18 protein-coding genes are annotated in these 17,151 nt (G+C 50.8%); 9 read left to right on the top strand and 9 right to left on the bottom strand.

Annotation, left to right across the window (positions count from 1 at the left end; genetic code table 11):
• Nucleotides 1-497: 497 nt before the first annotated feature.
• A complete protein-coding gene (locus tag HYI44_RS19445; protein WP_225570244.1) occupies nt 498-977 on the bottom strand; it encodes a hypothetical protein in 480 nt (159 codons plus the stop codon).
• Between the two features lie 489 nt (nt 978-1,466).
• Entirely contained in the window at nt 1,467-4,241 is a 2,775-nt protein-coding gene (locus HYI44_RS19440) for a UvrD-helicase domain-containing protein (RefSeq protein WP_225570243.1), read from the bottom strand.
• Nucleotides 4,242-4,550: 309 nt separating this feature from the next.
• Between HYI44_RS19440 and HYI44_RS19435 the strand changes: the two genes are divergently transcribed.
• Nucleotides 4,551-4,805, top strand: a complete 255-nt coding sequence (locus HYI44_RS19435; protein WP_225570242.1) for a hypothetical protein — start codon at nt 4,551-4,553, stop codon at nt 4,803-4,805.
• Nucleotides 4,806-5,369: 564 nt separating this feature from the next.
• On the opposite strand, the gene HYI44_RS19430 is transcribed toward HYI44_RS19435, so the two are convergent.
• The gene (locus HYI44_RS19430; protein ID WP_225570241.1) at nt 5,370-5,705 is read right to left on the bottom strand and encodes a hypothetical protein; all 336 of its coding nucleotides are present in this window, start codon (nt 5,703-5,705) and stop codon (nt 5,370-5,372) included.
• A gap of 465 nt (nt 5,706-6,170) precedes the next feature.
• On the opposite strand from HYI44_RS19430, the gene HYI44_RS19425 reads away from it, so the two are divergent.
• Nucleotides 6,171-6,626 (top strand): 3'-5' exoribonuclease, encoded by a 456-nt coding sequence (locus tag HYI44_RS19425; protein ID WP_225570240.1) that lies wholly within the window; start codon nt 6,171-6,173, stop codon nt 6,624-6,626.
• Between the two features lie 45 nt (nt 6,627-6,671).
• Here HYI44_RS19425 and HYI44_RS19420 read toward each other — a convergent pair whose 3' ends face one another.
• The 5 genes from HYI44_RS19420 to HYI44_RS19400 all read right to left on the bottom strand — a co-directional run bounded on the left by HYI44_RS19420 (nt 6,672) and on the right by HYI44_RS19400 (nt 11,296).
• Nucleotides 6,672-7,193: a hypothetical protein gene (locus tag HYI44_RS19420; RefSeq protein WP_225570239.1), complete on the bottom strand. Its 522-nt coding sequence runs from the start codon at nt 7,191-7,193 to the stop codon at nt 6,672-6,674.
• Nucleotides 7,186-8,358 carry a DUF3800 domain-containing protein gene (locus HYI44_RS19415; protein ID WP_225570238.1) on the bottom strand — a complete coding sequence of 391 codons (1,173 nt, stop codon included), beginning with the start codon at nt 8,356-8,358 and terminating at the stop codon, nt 7,186-7,188. The genes HYI44_RS19420 and HYI44_RS19415 overlap by 8 nt, the downstream gene beginning before the upstream one ends.
• 61 nt (nt 8,359-8,419) lie before the next feature.
• The gene (locus HYI44_RS19410; RefSeq protein WP_225570237.1) at nt 8,420-8,788 is read right to left on the bottom strand and encodes a hypothetical protein; all 369 of its coding nucleotides are present in this window, start codon (nt 8,786-8,788) and stop codon (nt 8,420-8,422) included.
• A 426-nt stretch (nt 8,789-9,214) separates the two neighbouring features.
• Nucleotides 9,215-10,696 carry a P-loop ATPase, Sll1717 family gene (locus HYI44_RS19405; protein WP_225570235.1) on the bottom strand — a complete coding sequence of 494 codons (1,482 nt, stop codon included), beginning with the start codon at nt 10,694-10,696 and terminating at the stop codon, nt 9,215-9,217.
• 117 nt (nt 10,697-10,813) lie between these two features.
• Nucleotides 10,814-11,296 carry a helix-turn-helix domain-containing protein gene (locus tag HYI44_RS19400; RefSeq protein WP_225570233.1) on the bottom strand — a complete coding sequence of 161 codons (483 nt, stop codon included), beginning with the start codon at nt 11,294-11,296 and terminating at the stop codon, nt 10,814-10,816.
• A gap of 219 nt (nt 11,297-11,515) precedes the next feature.
• On the opposite strand from HYI44_RS19400, the gene HYI44_RS19395 reads away from it, so the two are divergent.
• From HYI44_RS19395 to HYI44_RS29315, 7 genes are all read left to right on the top strand, one after another.
• Nucleotides 11,516-11,908: a DUF6957 family protein gene (locus HYI44_RS19395; protein ID WP_225570232.1), complete on the top strand. Its 393-nt coding sequence runs from the start codon at nt 11,516-11,518 to the stop codon at nt 11,906-11,908.
• A 43-nt stretch (nt 11,909-11,951) separates the two neighbouring features.
• Nucleotides 11,952-12,398, top strand: a complete 447-nt coding sequence (locus HYI44_RS19390; protein WP_225570231.1) for a hypothetical protein — start codon at nt 11,952-11,954, stop codon at nt 12,396-12,398.
• 90 nt (nt 12,399-12,488) lie between these two features.
• Complete coding sequence (locus HYI44_RS19385) at nt 12,489-12,872, top strand: hypothetical protein (protein ID WP_225570230.1); 384 nt, start codon at nt 12,489-12,491, stop codon at nt 12,870-12,872.
• A 57-nt stretch (nt 12,873-12,929) separates the two neighbouring features.
• Nucleotides 12,930-13,208 (top strand): hypothetical protein, encoded by a 279-nt coding sequence (locus HYI44_RS19380; protein ID WP_225570229.1) that lies wholly within the window; start codon nt 12,930-12,932, stop codon nt 13,206-13,208.
• A gap of 157 nt (nt 13,209-13,365) precedes the next feature.
• Nucleotides 13,366-13,815, top strand: coding sequence for a DUF6957 family protein (locus HYI44_RS19375; RefSeq protein WP_225570228.1), 450 nt, complete (start codon nt 13,366-13,368; stop codon nt 13,813-13,815).
• 808 nt (nt 13,816-14,623) lie between these two features.
• Nucleotides 14,624-15,388: a hypothetical protein gene (locus tag HYI44_RS19370; RefSeq protein ID WP_225570227.1), complete on the top strand. Its 765-nt coding sequence runs from the start codon at nt 14,624-14,626 to the stop codon at nt 15,386-15,388.
• Nucleotides 15,385-15,519 (top strand): hypothetical protein, encoded by a 135-nt coding sequence (locus tag HYI44_RS29315; RefSeq protein ID WP_263868765.1) that lies wholly within the window; start codon nt 15,385-15,387, stop codon nt 15,517-15,519. The genes HYI44_RS19370 and HYI44_RS29315 overlap by 4 nt, the downstream gene beginning before the upstream one ends.
• Nucleotides 15,520-16,535: 1,016 nt before the next feature.
• Here HYI44_RS29315 and HYI44_RS19365 read toward each other — a convergent pair.
• On the bottom strand, nt 16,536-17,105 hold the full coding sequence (locus HYI44_RS19365) for a hypothetical protein (protein WP_225570226.1): 570 nt from the start codon (nt 17,103-17,105) through the stop codon (nt 16,536-16,538).
• Between the last annotated feature and the right edge of the window lie 46 nt (nt 17,106-17,151).

The following is a 17,151-nucleotide window of genomic DNA, read 5'->3' as shown; positions in this document are numbered from 1 at the left end:
CACTCTGGCACGGCGATACGATTATGGGCGGGGGCGTCCATCCCATTGCTTACGTTTATGATTCACCACCGGGGAAAAAGACCTTCATCTCCGCTCAATTGAGGCGTGAAGCTAAACGTTGGTATTCAGGGAGAATGGCGGGACTAACTATACTGGAAATCACCCAGGACGCCCCTGAGGGCCTTTCCACGCCCACAGGAGCTGAGAGAGCAACCTCTTCGCTCGACCGTTGAAACTACGACTGTCGCAGCGCTTGAAAGCCCCGGTAGAGCCCTCAGACAGCCGCTGGCACGACGACTGGCCTACTTGGCATAGAGAGGTAGGAGAAACACGCTTACGCATGTCTCAAGCGATAATAGGGCCGTGTCGCATGACCCGACCGCAGAAATGCAGTTGATAACCAAATTTAAACTAAGCCACTACTCTGACCAGCTTAGCTTTCCGTGGCCCAGGTAGCACCCCCCCACACCGGCACCATAGGCACAGCTGCATTACTATCAATCAAAATTATACTTAGTACAATTGAACGCTAAAACATCGCCATCGAAACCTCGCAAGCAAGAAACAACTTTCCCGCTCTTCAGATAGTAACGATACTCAGCCATTCCATTCACAGAGGAAGGATTCACTGCGACTCTAGTAGACCTTGCTGAGAGTTCCTTGTGCTCTTTATCGGCATACTCCTCCATGCGCTTGTTCTCTCGATCAATTTCCCTAGCCCTTTCTCGACGGGCCTCCAATAGAGGATCAACTTCAACCTTAGGAGCAGCATAGACCTTGGGCGTCGCCACCTCTTTATCCTCTGGCATGATATAGATGTAGAGTGGACAGGAGACCACTATCATGAATATCATCATCCAAAAGGAAGACGTGCCATCCTCAGGCTTAGCCTTCATTGCCGAGGTAATGGATGAAATCAGAAGAGCCAAAACGCCAACTGCACCCATCCCCCATAAAAGCATCTTCAAAAAAAACATAAGCCACCTAATTAATAGATAATTTAGCCAAACAGCCTAGACAATTTCACTAGACCTAGATCACTCAGCTACTACCGAACGAATGCGGCAATAGTTCGAAACTTTCAACATCAGTAACAATTTTCACAGTGGTGGTCGCCCAAAGCGCGGCCACACCGCTACAAAAAAGCGGCTTTCAATAGATACTCCCTGCTGAGATAGGTGGACGGGCTTAGTGAAATGCTAATCATAGTCTGTCGAACCAGTGAAATTACAGCGTTGTGCCGCATTAGGTGGGCGCCCGTTAACCACGCAAGGTGTGTTGGGCGAGCGCTTACAAGCTGACCAGGTGGTGGCCGGCTTTGAGAGCTGGCCATTCAAAACGCTAGCCTCCGCAACTTATATAGAGACCCGTTGGCTGCAGGTGAAAATTGGATCTCGTAGCCACCTGTTAGCCATTCCCAGTTTTCCTGAGCTCGTTTTCCGAGCGGAAGACCCTAAACAAATGGATCACCAAGGGCCCCTGTCGGAAGCCCCGGTACTCCGCGCGGCAGGTCTCTTCTGTTGCTTAGGCTTGAAATTACACATCGGATAGCTTGAGCATGAGCGGAATTGGCCATATGGGCCTTCCTTAGAGACGATCACTCCTTGTTTGCATAAGGGGCACCTGTCTTCATGGATGGGCTCTCCGCGAATACTGGTGAGCTTGATGGCACCCTCTTTAACCATCTCATCCAGGAACGGCGAATTTTTTCCCATCACAGTGAACATCGCGACTGATCGACGAGCCCGAGTCAGAGCCACATAGAACAGACGACGCTCTTCGCTGTGTGGGTATGTGTCGCCGGCTGGCATCACCAGTTCGAGCACTGAGTCATCGCTTTTTAGATTCGGGAATCCGCGAGCCACCATACCAGGGAGCAGAACGTATTCTGCCTCGTCACCTTTGGAGGCATGGATCGTCTTAAATTTGAGCTCGATACGGTCGCCGAAATGATACTGCCAGCTATCTGGAACGTACTGTCGGTCGTTTTTATAACGCCCCAGAATGAAAACACTCACCTTGCCATTTTTGCCCGGAGGTATCTCACCATCAATCAGCTTGTGATAGAGGTTTTTTAGGTACTGGTTAATGGTGTCTTGGATCTGGTTTCTGTCGAGAACCTGGAATGCCTGGATAGCAGGGCCAATAGCAGGTGTCACTGACGTGACCATCTTCTCCAGCTGAGCTGGGTTCTTTGAGACGAATCGGCTAGACACATCACATATCTGTTGCGGACACCGAAATGTGGTGGCGAGACGGTAGATTTGACCGTGACCGAACCAGTCTCGGAACCCTGTCATTACGGATATGTCCGCCCCAGCAAAACGGTTGATCGATTGCCAGTCGTCCCCTACAGCAAACAAATGGCGACCGGGTTCCGCGACTAGGGCGCGGCACAGGCGAGCTCTGGCCCTTGAGGCGTCCTGATATTCATCAGCCATTACAAGGCTGTATGGGGACGGATGTCCTTGCTCCAGCCGTTCAGCCGCCATGTTAATCATGTCCTCGAAATCGATTCCCCGCTCTTGGGCCAGAACCATGTTCCACCCGTCGATCACAGGGCCGGCAAGATCAAGGAACGCTTCGAAACGGTATTTGAATGCCCCTGGCGGCAAATCTCGAATGCGATCTGACATTTGCTCCATGCTCAGGCTGTTACTTTTGAAGTGCGTGATGAACATGCGAAGCAGCTTGACCAAGTCGACATGCTCCATCGGTACCATGCCCTTCGCAGGAATTGGTCGATCTGGGTTTGGATCGAGAGCAATACCGCGAGCGGTTAATTCCTTGGATAGATGATCAAAAATCTCCCCGATCTGTAATTGATGTGAGGTCGTCTCGATCAGGGCTGTGCCCAACCGTTTGTGTGTGTCGCGCTTCCAGACCACGCCTTGTGAATAGTCCTTGAAATGCTCGGGAGGGTTGCCCTGAGAATCTAGAGCGAAATGTTCGTGGTAGAGATCGATGGCGGGGTAATAAAAGTCGGGAAAGTATTGACGGTGCATCGCCGTGGCAGTGTCGTGCTCGTAACACCTTTCATACTGATATTCGACACCGTTGTAGAACAACCAGTTAGCGATTATTCGCTCCTCTTGGCTTGCGACAAGCTCGCCGCTCAATGAGACGAGTCGGCCTTGTCCCTCTTTGTCCCATGCCTCAAACGACTGCTCCTCCGCAGCCGCAGGTACATCTCGTCCTAGCACCAAGCGGAACAGATCCCACTGTGTCCTGAACAATTCGGACTGATCCTTCAGGTCGTCGACTATGCTCAAAAGCTTCTGGAATCCAAGCTGGCTTTCCACTGCCCAATTTGGGACATGAGGTTTGCGGCCTGTGGCTTCAGCAATTATGGATAGCCCCAAAGCGTGGAAAGTCTTGGCCTCTACTTCCACGTCTTCGATGCCGAGCCGGTTCAGTGATGCTGAGACCCGCGCCTGCAGCTCGCTGGCTGCATCCTTGTTAAAGGCAAGCATGACAATCGATTTGGGCGAAACTAGCTCGCGGTGCAGGGCATAAACTGCCTTGGCAACCATGGTCGATGTTTTACCCGAGCCTGCGGATGCGATGACTTGGACTCGGTTGTCAAAGCATATGACCGCCCGTGATTGTTCATCGGTTAGTGGCTTGCTTTCGACGTTTGCGAGTAGCTCCTTGCATCCATCCAACTCCCGCAGCATGTGTGCGTCATTTCGTGCAGTCCACGATTCTTTCCAATCACACATCCAGGCGTCGAGATTCTGGTGGACTACTTCGGCACGTTCACCGAGAGAAGATTGAACATCGGAAGTTTGGAAGAGCTTGGTTAATGCCTGGTCGTCAATACTAAGAGTCGGTTTGGCATCAATGAGAGCTTGCTGTTTTTCGTGGGTTAACCAGTGGTGCTGGGAATCTGCAGTGGTAATGGCCGACGCGACCTCGTCCAACCAGCCCTTTATGGATGAATAGCAGCCCTCAAACTGGTTGCGCCTGGCTACCTGAAGCAATCTCCCCAATTCCTGGGTCAGCGAGGGTTCTTTGGAGTTGGGCAAACCATCTATATGGTATTGGCGGTCTTGGAAGAATGTTAAGTCCGTCCACAGCACCCCCCGATTCACCTCCACACTTGCGAGATTGTGGGGGTTTATCTTCACAGTGGCCTCGCGCAACTTCAGCAAAAGGCATCCATCTTCGACCCAGAGGCGCCAGGTGTCGGATTTCGTCAGCAGCCGCCCCCAAGCGGATGCTCGCCATTCCCTTGTCATCCTGGCTCCACAATCTCAAAAATTGGAGTGTACCTGAGAGAAGACGTCCGATCTCCTCGCATTCCGGGTCGGATCTTAGTGAAGTTGTCGATGCTGAATTGGGCGGAGCTGGACGGCGTCGCCTGTCAGGCTGAACGGACGCCCCAAATGGTTGCAGACAGCAGCTCGTAACTGCCTGTCATCTTTTGCTGAGCGGCCAGGGAACACACCTTGTGCTTGCTGCCTTGCGTAGTCAAAATGCCATCACTCTAGTAGCATTGTGCTACTGGGCTGTGGATCCAGTTCGCATTTTTCAACAGGGAGATGGATATGGGCTTCTGGGATAAGGCAGGGGGACTCGCGTTGAAGGCCGGCGCCTACGCGGTGAAAGAGGTAAAAGCCGCTGGGGATCGGTCTCGGGAATACAAAGAGCTAATGCCAACTCTTGCGGATGATGAGCTCCTGGCGATTTTGAAGAAAGAGCGCAGCTCCTCCCCTATGAAAGCTGGCGCGGCCAATAATGAACTTAAAAGTCGAGGTTATGATCAGGAGTCGATTCAAAAAGTTATCATGGCAAAGAATTAATACGGACTCGATTAATACAATCATTTTTAATGAGGAAAAACTATGTCTTGTAGTGCTTGTGGTGCGGGAAACCACACTCTAAGAAATTGTCCAAATGTTAATCGCTGCTCAGTCTGCAATAAGACTGGGCATAACGCGCAAACATGCCCAGAGGCTCGTCGCTGCAGCATTTGCAACGGCAGAAACCACGACGCCAGAAACTGCCCCGTAAAAAAATAAGATGTTGTCACTCTGTCGCTAGATCAGGTGATAGGTGGTTGCTGTGCATCGGCAACTACAATCCAGAGCAGCCAGAAAACGGTCAAAAACAGTGGAAGCATCTGCCGAAGCCACTTCAGATGGCCCAGGTAGATACCCACTGACGGGGCAGCAAATTTCCAAATCTCACTTGCTAATTGGGTCAGCAGCCGCGTCAGCACATCTCTCAGATAAGGATGAAAGCCTGTAGCGCCAAGACGCCTGCCATCGCCAATTGACTCGGTTTATGACAGCAGTTCACTGCAGGCGCCATCAATGATCCTGACGAACACACGATCAGCCGCCCAACCAAGGAAGCGAGGGCGTCTACATCGATTTGACCGAGACTACTTCCACATACTTGTATTTCTTCCTGGCAGCCTTGACTGCCTCTTGTTCGGCAAGCAGCGAGCTCAACGTGTCGGCCTCATGAATCACCTCGTGCATCTTCCCCTCAAATTCGTTCCCAACCCGGAGCGTGACCCTGAGCCTAGGCGTAAACGCTTTCGCCACCTTTTTCTTGGCTACGGGCGCGGCTGCCGGCTTCGTTAAAACAGTCTCTGGCACAGGCTCCTGTACTAGAGGAGCAGGCACCTGTTCGTCGGGCTGAGCCGTACCGAACAGGGCACGACGCATTTCTTCTTCAGTTAACTCAGAGTTCATAGAACATCTCAAAGGGGCGGCACTTAGCTCCACAAATTCTACTAGGATTGTTGCTGACTGGTGTCCTTGGAGAACCTGCATGAACGTCAAATTCCCAGCTCGATTTCAGTACGCGAGCCTCTCACAGCTCGCGAAAACTACTCCTTCGGCAGTCGTGTAAGAGCCCATCAACGAAGTCACTCGCGTGACGAGCGTACAACGTGACCGTGCCTGTAACCGGCATTCGATCTGGTACAAAGGCACCGACTCGCTGGGCAATTTTCAGTATATTCAGGACTTACTGGCTCACCTTGTCGGTGGATAGGTGCTCAACGACTGGTCTGGGCGGAGGGGCGGCGCGACTCCACATATCTATGACCGCTTGAAGCAGCCCGTCTGAGCCCAGATGCTCGAGGGCCATCTCCCATGGGTGACCTTCCTGCGCCATATGTAGGCGAGCCCTAGTCATTATGGAGTGCTAACAGCATGAGGCTCTTTCTTGATTGCGAGTTTTCCCAGCTCTCAGCGTCAGCGAAGCTTATATCGCTCGCATTGGTGGCCGAGGATGGGCGCGAGTTCTACGTGGAATTACTCAACACATGGCGGGAATCAGACTGCAGCGACTTCGTCGTAAAGATCGTCCTTCCGCAGCTCTGGGGCGGAAGCTATGCACTACCGATCATTGGGGCAAGATCAGCGTTGTTGGAGTTTCTTGCGTCGTTCGACGAAGCCTTGGAAATTGTCACAGACGCTCCACAGTATGACTGGGAGCTTTTCTGCGAACTCGCATATGCCGATGGGAAATGGCCAAGGAATGTCCGGAATTACCCCACTGACGCAACCACTCTAGATGCCATAAACGACGGGATTCCACTTCCACCTCACGCTCTCCTGGATGCCCGTATCATTGCCAGCATGTTCGCCCCAGAGAGTCCAACGTAAGGGCTAAATTCTACCTTGCATTCGACCCACGGGCAGTCATGAATTCTACGATTCGATGGGTTCATGGCGAGCCCAGCGCAACGTAGCTATCGACATGAATTGCCTAATGGCCAATGCTCCCCGTTCATTTCTGGATTTCGACCCTGGCAAGGTCAGCGCTGCCTCCACCTTTGCGCGACCCGCCTCGTACATTGCAAAGGCATTGAATTCCGAATCAAGCAGCACTAACAGCACGGAATCGAAAGGTTGCCTCAAATCAATCGAGCCCACGCGCCCAGTGATCTTTAGCGGATTCAGAATGCATCGGCCTTTGATCTGAATTCTTGCGACGCCATCGTCTTTGCTTTCTGTAGCGTCATAACCAGCTTGTCTGGCAGGGTGCAGTTCGAGTCCAAGTTTCGTAGCCGCTTCATACTCGGCCACCTCGCCAGTAATCCCCAGCGGTTTACCGGTCAGTCGATAGAACCTCCGTGCGAGCACCTTGGCCTCGCTCAGCACCTCCAGGACTTCTCTTTGGATCATTTCAGCGTCCGGCGACGCGTTGGTACTGCTGCATAGCTCAGTCATCTGCAAACGCCTCAAGCGCGGTGAGAAGTTTGGCTAGCTCAGTAAGGTTGGCCGCAGTGACGATGTCGTATTCTCCTCGACTGCTCAGCCGATAAACCTCGCGTGCCTTTTTAACGCGCTCGAGAAGAGGGACGACGATGCCCGATGCTCGCTGCAGGAAGTCGTTAATGTCCGCACGCGTTTGGGGAATCTTGTAACCCTTGACCGCGCTAGAGATGATTACCCCTGCATCGCGAAGCTTGGCAATGCCGCTGGAGCGAATTCTCTGGCCGTCAACCACTCCGAACCCACTGTCTTTTAGATGGGCGATGATTTCGGTAGTCAGCACGTAGTCCTTGGTGACGAATTCGCTTTGAAATCTCAAGAACCGCAAGATGCCTAGCTGCAGGCGCTCATCCTCATCAGAGTGCTTACCAACCCGCTCGCTAAAACTGTCAGCCTGGCGAAGAGCTTCCTGGTGTATTTGGTAGTCTGCATAGCCAGACTCATTCGTCGGCGGCGGCAGAAGAGACTGGTACTTGGATGGCCACTCCAGCATGCCGAGAGTCTGGCTGCGAAGGATCTTCTTGTAGGCGAGAACTGCTTCTTCCGATGCTTTCTCTTCGTAGATCTGAGCCACCGAGCCGGCGAAAAAATCTGCAACCTGAACCAAAACGTTGTCCTTACTGGACTTCGTCTGAAAGGCATCCTCATCGCCAAACAGGTCGTCAATGAACCGTTCTACAACGTAGCCTTTGAGGCTCTCCTGAAATTCCTGTCCACCATGCTCGTCTACGATCATCCGGAGATCAGGGTGTGCTCTGAATAGTCGTTCATAGAGCAACCCGTTCACGTATTTAACGAACGACGTCTTGATACGGAGGCCACCATCTTTGTGGATTCGGGACTTATCAACGACGGTGAAATAGAGCTTGAATGGGAGCTCGGCCAGCTCGCTCAAGATCCGAGCACGGCGATCAGAATCCTTGGGCTTCAGGTTGCTGGATTTGATCTCACCTTTTTGAAAATGAAGCTTCCGGATTGCTTCAGCTTGGGCATAGGCAGCATCCAGATCGTTCTCTGCCACTAGAATGGAGCACACGATGAAGAAGCCCGAGCTTCCACTCTTTGACGTATCAAGGTCGGAATTCCCGGATTCATCCACGAAGGCATACGTTCTATCCATGGGCATGCTCCATCAGCATCTGAATGAGCGCGATTAATCGCCCAGTGACAAGGTGGTGATTTTAGTTCGTAGCAGTGGTTGTGCCGGGCGCTGGGCCTTCACTGAATGTGTAGTTGATGACCACATCATTGCGGATCAGGACGTCGAGCGTTTTCTGAGTGCCAGTAGTCGTTACCTTCATAGTGACGACATAGCTTTGGGCGTGGGCTGAGCCGTTGGTGTATGTGTAGACCCACTTCTCGTCGGTCTCGGTGACTGCGCTTTTGGCGTAGGGCTCACCGAACAGCGACTTCAACTCTGTAGTCGTGGTTTTACCTTTGGTGATGCTCGCTACATTGGCCGAAGGAAAGTCTCGACCTGCGGTGAAGTGCGAAGTTGCGCAACCGCCCAGTGCGACACACATCCCCATAACTGCGATGAGCTTTCTCATATCCGTCCTTGATCGTAGAAAGCACCAAATCTAGCCGGCATCGAGGCCAAAAGCCATCGTCAATAAGCCATCACCATTTGGTTTCCTGCCCCGCGCATTCAGCAACCATAGGATTTCCGGTCTTCCTAAAATTCAAACAGATTTAAAGCGTACGCCCAATGGACGAACGGCAGAGTGGCCCAGCGCTCCCGCTGAATAAGATGAAGAAGTCCTGAGATCGATTCACTTTATCTCCTAGCGATGCCGAAGCTAGGTGTTACACGTGCGCAACGCGCAGAAGCAATCGTTCGCGAGCGCCTTCTGTTGGCCGAAGATTGCCCTGGAAAAGATGCAGGCAACTACCAATAATTGGCCTTCTCAAAAAGTCAGCAAAGGGCCAGAACTCCTGCTAACAGTAGGGAGGTAGGATTAAATCAACATGCTTGTTCATTTTCTCTTTGATCTGGTTTCATTGACAAATGCATGGAACGCAGGATGTATCTCCCATTTTGTTTTTTGCATCTCATTCCAGTTCTCTTCACTCACAAAATCCGGGACGGCAGAAAACAACAGATGGTTATATCGTTGATCAACTTCAACTCGCGGATTCATGAAGTTTGCCATGTGCAATATTCCAAGTAACTTCAACGCATTTGCCTTATCGTCCGGCTTCATCCGCAATCCATCTACATCGATTCTTTGTGCTGAAGGTGCCTTTTTCAATAACTCGACTATTTCCTCGAATTCAAAAAGCGTTTTTCGAGCAACAAACTTCATTAGGCCTTCAATCTGGGGGCAAATTTGCTGATATTCAGCCGAGATGTTTCCCACTAAATCCTTTGAAAAACTCAGGACAATCTCATGAGCGTGGGCATCCCCAATCTTAGACGCTTTGCGCCGCCGAGCTTCTTCTATAAGAGATTGTACAAGCTGAACCATGTCTCTCGGTTTATCTCTAGAGTTTTTAGCAACCCATTGATCCCAAGGTCTTTTTCCCTCCTTAACGCCTGGAAGGACGAGCCAGCGATTAGCGAAAAACAAATCCATATCGATAGCGTCTGCACCTGCTGCCCGACTGGCTAACTCCACGCGACGATTAAACATTTCCCGCAATTCCTCTTCTCCGAAAGCAAGATGCACGGTGTTCTTTTTTATTTTATCAAGCCGCTCTGAACCTAATCGCTTAACCTTGGTCATTACATGCCATATATCAGAGCGGATCGATATTAAGCATCGCACACCGTCGAAATCGTTGGCCAAGTCAATAGCGGCACTTATGATGGCCCAACAAGCTGAGTAGTCGTAATTATCCCCAGCGTCCACAGCAGCTAGGTCGATATCATCGATCAACAACCAAAGCTTGTTTTTATTACGCTTTAGCACTGACTGCACGTCGCCTTTAAGAATATTTACTGATTTGTTTAAGCGCTGAATACCCCTTGCAGCCTCAGCTATATCTTTACCTTTTGGTGCAATAGCTGCTAGAAAGGTAGTAACTCTGGATTTCAGATCCTCACGTATACGACCTTGATCAACACTTAAATTTTGCAAATTAACAAGAGCGTCTGAAACTGCGATATCTTTACTCAGTGATCCAATGTGACTCGCAGCAGCGATTAGCAACTGCTTATATGCACAACTAATGCGATCTGCAAGTGCGGCTTTATCAAAGATATCTTTGCAGTCCAAATCGCGTGGCGTTAGAAGCAATGAAATTTGATCATGCTCCAATATCGACTCATGCAGTACCGACAGCAGGATCGTTTTTCCCACTCCTTTGGGGGCAATCAATACCTTATATCTCGATCTCCGGAAGCTCAAAAGCTCATCAATCGCGCCCGGTTCGACGAATATGTCGTTCCGGATCTCGGCCTCAGCTTCTGCCTCCCCGCCAAAAAAAAATGTATCGAGGTGATCAAGGTTATCCATCTTGCTAGGCATCCTTCGCTATTCGCATTTTTGGGGCTGAGCACGCCAGAGTATGTGAGCGGCATCGATTACAGCGTGCGCCATTGTCATGGGGTGAAAGTTACTGGTCATACCAAATCACGGCTGCTCGGGTAAGGTTTTTTTCAAATATCTGCGAACAGTAGCTTCAGACAGCCCTAATTTTTCCGCGATTTCCACAACGGGCACTCCGTCATTCTTCAATCGAATGGCCTCAAGCGCATTAGCCGCCGCCTCAGATCGGGCTGGTCGACCAGGAGGTAGCTTCCCAGCCCGAACAAGTGATTCAATTTCTAGATCGATCCCAGCCTTCTTGATTCTGTTCAGCTGTTTCGAGAGACGTTTAAGACCGTCATTGAATGACTCGTGAGCTTGCAGCGAGCTTGCCATCAGAATCAGCGCAGCCGGTTCGAGATCTAGGATCCCGGCGAGCCGTACCAGGACGTCAAGCGTGATGCTTAATTCCCCCCGCTCGATCCGACTGAGGTGAGAGCGCCCGATGCTATTGACGTCCTCTTGAGACAGGCCTTGTCCTCTGCGAATCCCACGAACCACGACAGCCAGCGCTTCTGCCGCATCCATCGGTATTTTCCCCAAGCAAATTTGAGGATAAGGCCACACACCAATCCGTCATAACACGCATTAAAAGGTTCGTTATGATTGCCTATCGGCTTTCGTAACGGTTTAATGGCCTTACCCATGAGGCCAGGACATCGCTGGCGTGGGTCAGCCCGGCCACCGTGAACGGCGGCCAGAAGGGTCGTATTGTCAATTTGACGAAAATTAGTGAAAGGAAATTCTATGGATAACGTCGAAGAGTCCGACGTTGCAGGTAGGCCACGTACCCCGCGTATTGGTCTGCCAAGCAGTTCAGAAGCTCGAGCTCTCGTCTCCAAAAACTTTTCTGGCAAGGCGTACTGCCTGGTTGAAGACTGGACAGTTTTTCGCATCGATGTCACGCCCGAAGAGCTCACCAAAGTTCATGCAGTCGGCCAGCTCCCGATGATCGTATTTGCCCACAATGTAATCGAGGACAGCCAAGGGCGTTTCCAACGAGGCGACTGGGTTCGTTCGAGCATGTGCACCAGTTTCGATGACGGTGCCGTATTCGAAACTAGAAACACGATTTACGTCTTGATTGGCCCAGGACATGAGCAACCCGCGAGTCTGAAGACCGCTTTCTCCTTCTTTTAACCTTGGTTCCCACGTCGAGCCCGTTGAGCTTTAGAGACACAAAATGTTCAGAACCCATGACAACGAGATGATTGGCCTCCCTGGTATGTTCGGTGAAGGCCAATGCCATTGGCAGAAGGTATCCAGAGTGCTACGAACCCATTGGTATCACGTGACCGTCCAAGCAAAGTACCAAGACAGAATCACCGAAGCGGCGCTGATGGTCGACAACGAAAACCGGCTACAGCAAATTTTGATTGCCCAAGACGCCGAGACAATCGTCACCGATGTTCAGGTAGTCACGCCCGCCCACATGAATGGCACAAAAGGTTGGCGCATGGAAACTTTGACCAAGGTGACACTTGGTGAAGACGAGAACGAGTGCGTGGTGTGTCTAGTAGAAGTAGATACAGGCTCCACATACCACAGCTCCCACAACCCTGCTTTCGAAAGCAACATGCTGACCAATCTCAACCCGATTTTTCTAGCGAGCATGATCCGCGCAGCCTGAAATCCATCAGGTTTTCGGCACGGCATCAGCTTGGATGATTCCGTGTCGGATTCTTGGTCACGCCATACGAGCGGTCAAAGGAACGCAATTATGCCGAACACGATTGAGGTAAGTTTTCACGTAAAGCGCCATACAGATTTCGAACTTCTGCGAATCATAAAAGCTCAGGAGCAAGGATTTGAGGAGCCAGTCACCGCTTACCTCTGTGGAGTCGCAATCAGGGCGCGCACTGGAATAGGCGTAGTTTTTGGTCACAAACGCGAAGACCAGTACGGTCGGTTCGGCGATGGTCATTTACTCCGAACTTCAGACGTTATTAAGGCTGAACGCGAGGGACGATTTTGGGTGCTGACAACGGTGAACTCACGGTACGTGATCGCGACATTTCAGCGAGGGAACGGGCGCTCGAGCCTCCGTGAGTTTCTGCGCCTTTCACAAGGGCAGAACCATCTAACCCCGCGAGTTTTGCAGTGATAGTCGTGTTCGTCTTCGCCGAGGGTGAAGCCTCCTGAATAATCTCAAGGTAACGTCATGATCGTGAAGGCTGGAGAAGTCATTTGCATAGCCTCGGGCATATTTGAAGGGTATGACCGCGCTGGGCCATTTGTCGCAACGCAGGACTTCGACCTCGACTCATTCGTTGCAGAGGCAACGACGCCGCTCACCGAGAGATGGGAAGTGCCGAGCTTGCTTTGGAATATCCCTAGGATGCTTTTCGAAAGCGGATTCATCACCAAGCTGCCTTGTCGGAAAATTCACTTGGGAGCGCTGGGCGAAGTCGACATTAGGGAAGAGGAAGAAGACTTCTAGGGATGCGTTTCAAGATAGGCACCTCCACTGAGGCTTTTTATGTCTGTGCATTGGAGTCCAGCATCCTCTCACATCTGCAGATGTATCCGACGCAGCGCGCCGGCTTTGATCCTAATTTACTGATCGACCTCTGATTGCCAGTGATTGGTCAATAGACATGCTCGCGTGGCTGGCCGCGCTCAATGAACGTGAGGATTTTTTAATGGTGACGTTGGATGAAATCTCGCAGCTCTTTTACGGCGCGGGGGAAGAGGTTCCTGGCTGGACAGGCACGCAAGATGACCTGATCTCTTTGGCAGCAAAGACGTTTCCAAGCAAACCATTCTGCGTCGTCCGGCGGTGGATTTTGATCGACCTCATCGTGACGCCTGAAGAGACGGAAAAACTGACGCAGCTCGGGCTGCTTCCTGCGACACTTTTCGCTCATGAAGTAGTCCTGGACAGCAAGGGTCGATTCGAGCCGACCATGTGGGCACGCAGCAACTTCGGAAAATCATTCACGGAAGGCTGTTTTTTTGAAACCAAGGACACCGTCTACTTGCTCTTAGGTGCAGGTCAGAAAAAAGAAGCTAGCGTGGCTGCTGCCTTTTCGATGAAAGCCGTGTAACTGATGATCACCGCAATAGTGGGAGGGCGATGGGTTAGCACTCCGTGTTCGGCCCACAATGGCAATACTAAACCGCACAGTCAGGTCTGACGCAGTTTCCTCCGGTAAGCGTGCCGCTGTGTGCGAGCAGGCTGTCGTGAACCGGGCCCCGGCGTCCCGCCATGTCCCGTCCCTACGGGCTTCCATCCTTCACACCTTTGGCCGTACCGGCCTGCGTGCTCCGCTTGCGTAGGGTGCTTAGTGTGGCCGACCACTCTTAAATGTGAAATCGATGCGACTTGGCTGTCCTTAATGTGGGCGGCTGGACGACCTTCATAGTCTTTGATTTTAAAAATGGATCAACGTAAAAACACTCTCCCTCCGTCCCAAGTGAGAACGCCGTGTCAGAGCGTAACTCTCGTTATTCTGCAGCCACTCCTCTACGCGCCGGCGCTTTTCGCCATACCGAGTTAGAGCGCGTTACCAACCCACGAAAGCCCAGCCACTCATGCCGCCCCTGCAAGTCCGGAGCACCACGAACCCGTGGGAAGTCGGCTATCAGCAGCCTTCAGTTTGGAGTCCTTGAGTACATGGCGCAGGCTCGAAATGGGTCAGTCCATTGCCAGCTGACTCACCTGGAAATGCACCTGAGGAGGTGGAGATGGACAATTGGAAGTGGAAGGCCGAGCCGAAATGATTGATCTACCCGTGCTGATGGGCAAAGTGATGCTAGATTGAGTACAAGGGCCCGGTGGGCCGTTTCCAATGTGTACAAGCGATTCGTTAGGTGGTGAATACTTAAGTCTAATTTCTCAATTTACGGTGGTTTATGAAAAAACAAGGACTGCCTCCAAAGCTGAGTGAATTTATTAAAGGTCTTGGTTTTCCAGGATTCACCTCTTGGCCGTACAAAAAAACACTTTGGGTTTTGGCCCGATATTGCGAAATTAGACAGGCCGAACTTTCTGATCACTGGATATTGCCAGATGTTGAAGGTTTACTAGAAGTGATGTGCGATCTTGAAAAGACTTATAATGGAGTAAAAGTTCAGGACAAGATTGATTTCAAAGAGCTATTTCGTCTGAGGCCGGCTCGCTTATTGATCGATTTTAAAAGTGATATTTGGTTTCTTCCATTACTTGCAGAGCGAAAACCAGTGTCATGGCAAAAGCTTGTGCATGCTTACAATTCATTGATTTTTTATATGAGGGATGAGAAGAAATACGATTTGCATATCAAAAATTTTATCGCACGAATGAAACAATTCGAAGAGAATTTCGCGCCTGATAAAATTTATGAGCCTTCTCGCGTGGATTATGAAGATCCATTCCATCCAGGACGAAAAATTAATATAGCCAAAAAATTGTATCCGTCGATTGCATGTACCACTCCATGTGTGGAAACATTTATTGCGCAAAAAAGATCATCACCTCAAATCGGTTTTGGGCTTGAGAGCTCCTATAAAAATAAGAAAGTTAAAAGTCGCGATGTAGTGGTTGATGCGCATACTAAGTATTTAAAAGATAAGGATAAGCATATCTTGTACGCGGCAGGATGGTCAGTTAGTGGCGCTTTCGATGAGGGTGAAGTTTGAATGAAAACAATAAAGCCATGCGTGAGCGTTTTGGTTTGATTTTACATGATGAGGCAATAAATTCTGGGTTGGTGGGACAAGCATCGAGAAAAACCCTCTTTGCTGTAGACGTTGTGGCTTTATTTCACTGATATTAGTGAAGACTAGGTAGAAAATCCTAATTTCATGAAAGCACCAGCATGGGCTAAATGGGTAGTTTTTTTCAGTCAAAGGCATTCGTGTCCGTTCCCAAGCGGGCGCTATCGAAAGGGTTCCGATAAGCTTAAGCTGGAGTCCAATTATATTCTCGGCTTGAGCTCCAGCCTGAATGTCGCCATTGATGCCCTGAATAAAGATTACACAGGTTTCAATGGGAGGCAGATTCTCTCGGCGCTTGGTAAATTTAACATTGCCTGTACAGGCAATAACTTTCCGAGCAGGGAGCTGGAGCCTGGGCAGCCGGCACCTCTCGCGGAGATACTCAAGGCTGCGGAGAATCTGAAGTGCGAGATCTTACGTGCTCGTAAAAACAACTACCGATGGCGTGATGCTGTCAGTAAGTCACAGGATCGTGCTGCACGGTAATGCCGAACTTTCCTCGAATCCGATCTCAGGAAGAGCCGGTAAAGTTGGCTAGATGTTGGATCCGAGCCTGACACCCATGAAGTCATATCTGCCATACCCTCGATGCTCCTTAGTTTGCTGACGTAAGGAGAGCCGTTAGGCTAAGCACGTCTGAGCGTGCCACATGCAGATGCGGCAAATGTCTGGAGGGTCAGGGAAATTTCTTGCTGTCACACGCACCAGGGTGTTGACCGGCTTTGAGGCCTTTCGCAACCCCTGTGTTTGCGCCACCCCTGCGCTCGTTTGCGAGAGGGTACATAGACAAGGTTGAATTCATCCGTGTCTTCTGTACGTCCAGGAGCAAGAACGCATTCGGCGGTCTGGTGTAGAAAACCAAGGTAGCAGATTTCAGTATCGGCGGTGATTTCCTTCTAGAGGTCGAATAAGTCGGGAGCAAAACCAAAGTGCCCCATGCCCATCAGGAAATGTACTGTAATGCATGGCTATAACTACTGTTGGCCGAATTCTGCAGCTCACCAAGGGCAGCAATCGGCACGAGGTTCGTAGCGGACGTTCTGACCTGCTTCGAAATCGCGAGACCGATCTAGAGCTTCAGCTTCGAGTAGACGCCTTCCACTGAACATTGCTCGCCATCAATTATGAGGGATCCGTAGCCTCCGGCAGAGAGATCGAGGATCGCATCTTCGGTCATCGCCATGCTGAAACAGCCGTCGGTATGGATGTAGACGCCTTGCCGATAGACTTCATACCAGTCGTCATTGTCTTGTCTAACTTGGACTACGTATTTCCCGGCGGTCTGCTTTGATTTACCAAAAATTGCTTTGACTGGGCATTCAGAGCTTGAGTCGAGAAATTTTAGATCGCCAACTGTCCCATAGGCTTCGAGGATTGCGGTCTCACCGTAAGCGTATTCGTAGCAGTATTGGGTGCGAATAAAGATTTCTTTCCCATCCACTTTATAAAGGTTGGCACTCTTCCTCGTCACGCTGAGTTCGTAGTTATCTGCCATTGCCAACGGTGCAAACGCACTCATAGCCAGGGCGAAGAGCCCCCCTTTGTGTAGGATTGCCATTTTCATATTGGTTTTGGATAGCCTTTCGCCGGGTTTGTCTGCAACACCCTTGGCGTGCACGTTGAAATTCAGGATCGACATTTAAAGTCCCTTTTCGACTGGCATCGATGAGTTCACGGGCCTGACT

The sequence above is a fragment of the Pseudomonas sp. Y24-6 genome, from assembly GCF_020295325.1.
GTDB classification, from domain to species: domain Bacteria; phylum Pseudomonadota; class Gammaproteobacteria; order Pseudomonadales; family Pseudomonadaceae; genus Aquipseudomonas; species Aquipseudomonas gregormendelii.
This window is presented reverse-complemented; position numbering and strand designations above follow the sequence as displayed.

Coding starts and splice junctions, on each gene's coding strand:
- HYI44_RS19445 (WP_225570244.1), bottom strand. CDS start 977: ATGTTTTTTTTGAAGATGCTTTTATGGGGGATGGGTGCAGTTGGCGTT.
- HYI44_RS19440 (WP_225570243.1), bottom strand. CDS start 4,241: ATGACAAGGGAATGGCGAGCATCCGCTTGGGGGCGGCTGCTGACGAAA.
- HYI44_RS19435 (WP_225570242.1), top strand. CDS start 4,551: ATGGGCTTCTGGGATAAGGCAGGGGGACTCGCGTTGAAGGCCGGCGCC.
- HYI44_RS19430 (WP_225570241.1), bottom strand. CDS start 5,705: ATGAACTCTGAGTTAACTGAAGAAGAAATGCGTCGTGCCCTGTTCGGT.
- HYI44_RS19425 (WP_225570240.1), top strand. CDS start 6,171: ATGAGGCTCTTTCTTGATTGCGAGTTTTCCCAGCTCTCAGCGTCAGCG.
- HYI44_RS19420 (WP_225570239.1), bottom strand. CDS start 7,193: ATGACTGAGCTATGCAGCAGTACCAACGCGTCGCCGGACGCTGAAATG.
- HYI44_RS19415 (WP_225570238.1), bottom strand. CDS start 8,358: ATGGATAGAACGTATGCCTTCGTGGATGAATCCGGGAATTCCGACCTT.
- HYI44_RS19410 (WP_225570237.1), bottom strand. CDS start 8,788: ATGAGAAAGCTCATCGCAGTTATGGGGATGTGTGTCGCACTGGGCGGT.
- HYI44_RS19405 (WP_225570235.1), bottom strand. CDS start 10,696: ATGGATAACCTTGATCACCTCGATACATTTTTTTTTGGCGGGGAGGCA.
- HYI44_RS19400 (WP_225570233.1), bottom strand. CDS start 11,296: ATGGATGCGGCAGAAGCGCTGGCTGTCGTGGTTCGTGGGATTCGCAGA.
- HYI44_RS19395 (WP_225570232.1), top strand. CDS start 11,516: ATGGATAACGTCGAAGAGTCCGACGTTGCAGGTAGGCCACGTACCCCG.
- HYI44_RS19390 (WP_225570231.1), top strand. CDS start 11,952: ATGTTCAGAACCCATGACAACGAGATGATTGGCCTCCCTGGTATGTTC.
- HYI44_RS19385 (WP_225570230.1), top strand. CDS start 12,489: ATGCCGAACACGATTGAGGTAAGTTTTCACGTAAAGCGCCATACAGAT.
- HYI44_RS19380 (WP_225570229.1), top strand. CDS start 12,930: ATGATCGTGAAGGCTGGAGAAGTCATTTGCATAGCCTCGGGCATATTT.
- HYI44_RS19375 (WP_225570228.1), top strand. CDS start 13,366: ATGCTCGCGTGGCTGGCCGCGCTCAATGAACGTGAGGATTTTTTAATG.
- HYI44_RS19370 (WP_225570227.1), top strand. CDS start 14,624: ATGAAAAAACAAGGACTGCCTCCAAAGCTGAGTGAATTTATTAAAGGT.
- HYI44_RS19365 (WP_225570226.1), bottom strand. CDS start 17,105: ATGTCGATCCTGAATTTCAACGTGCACGCCAAGGGTGTTGCAGACAAA.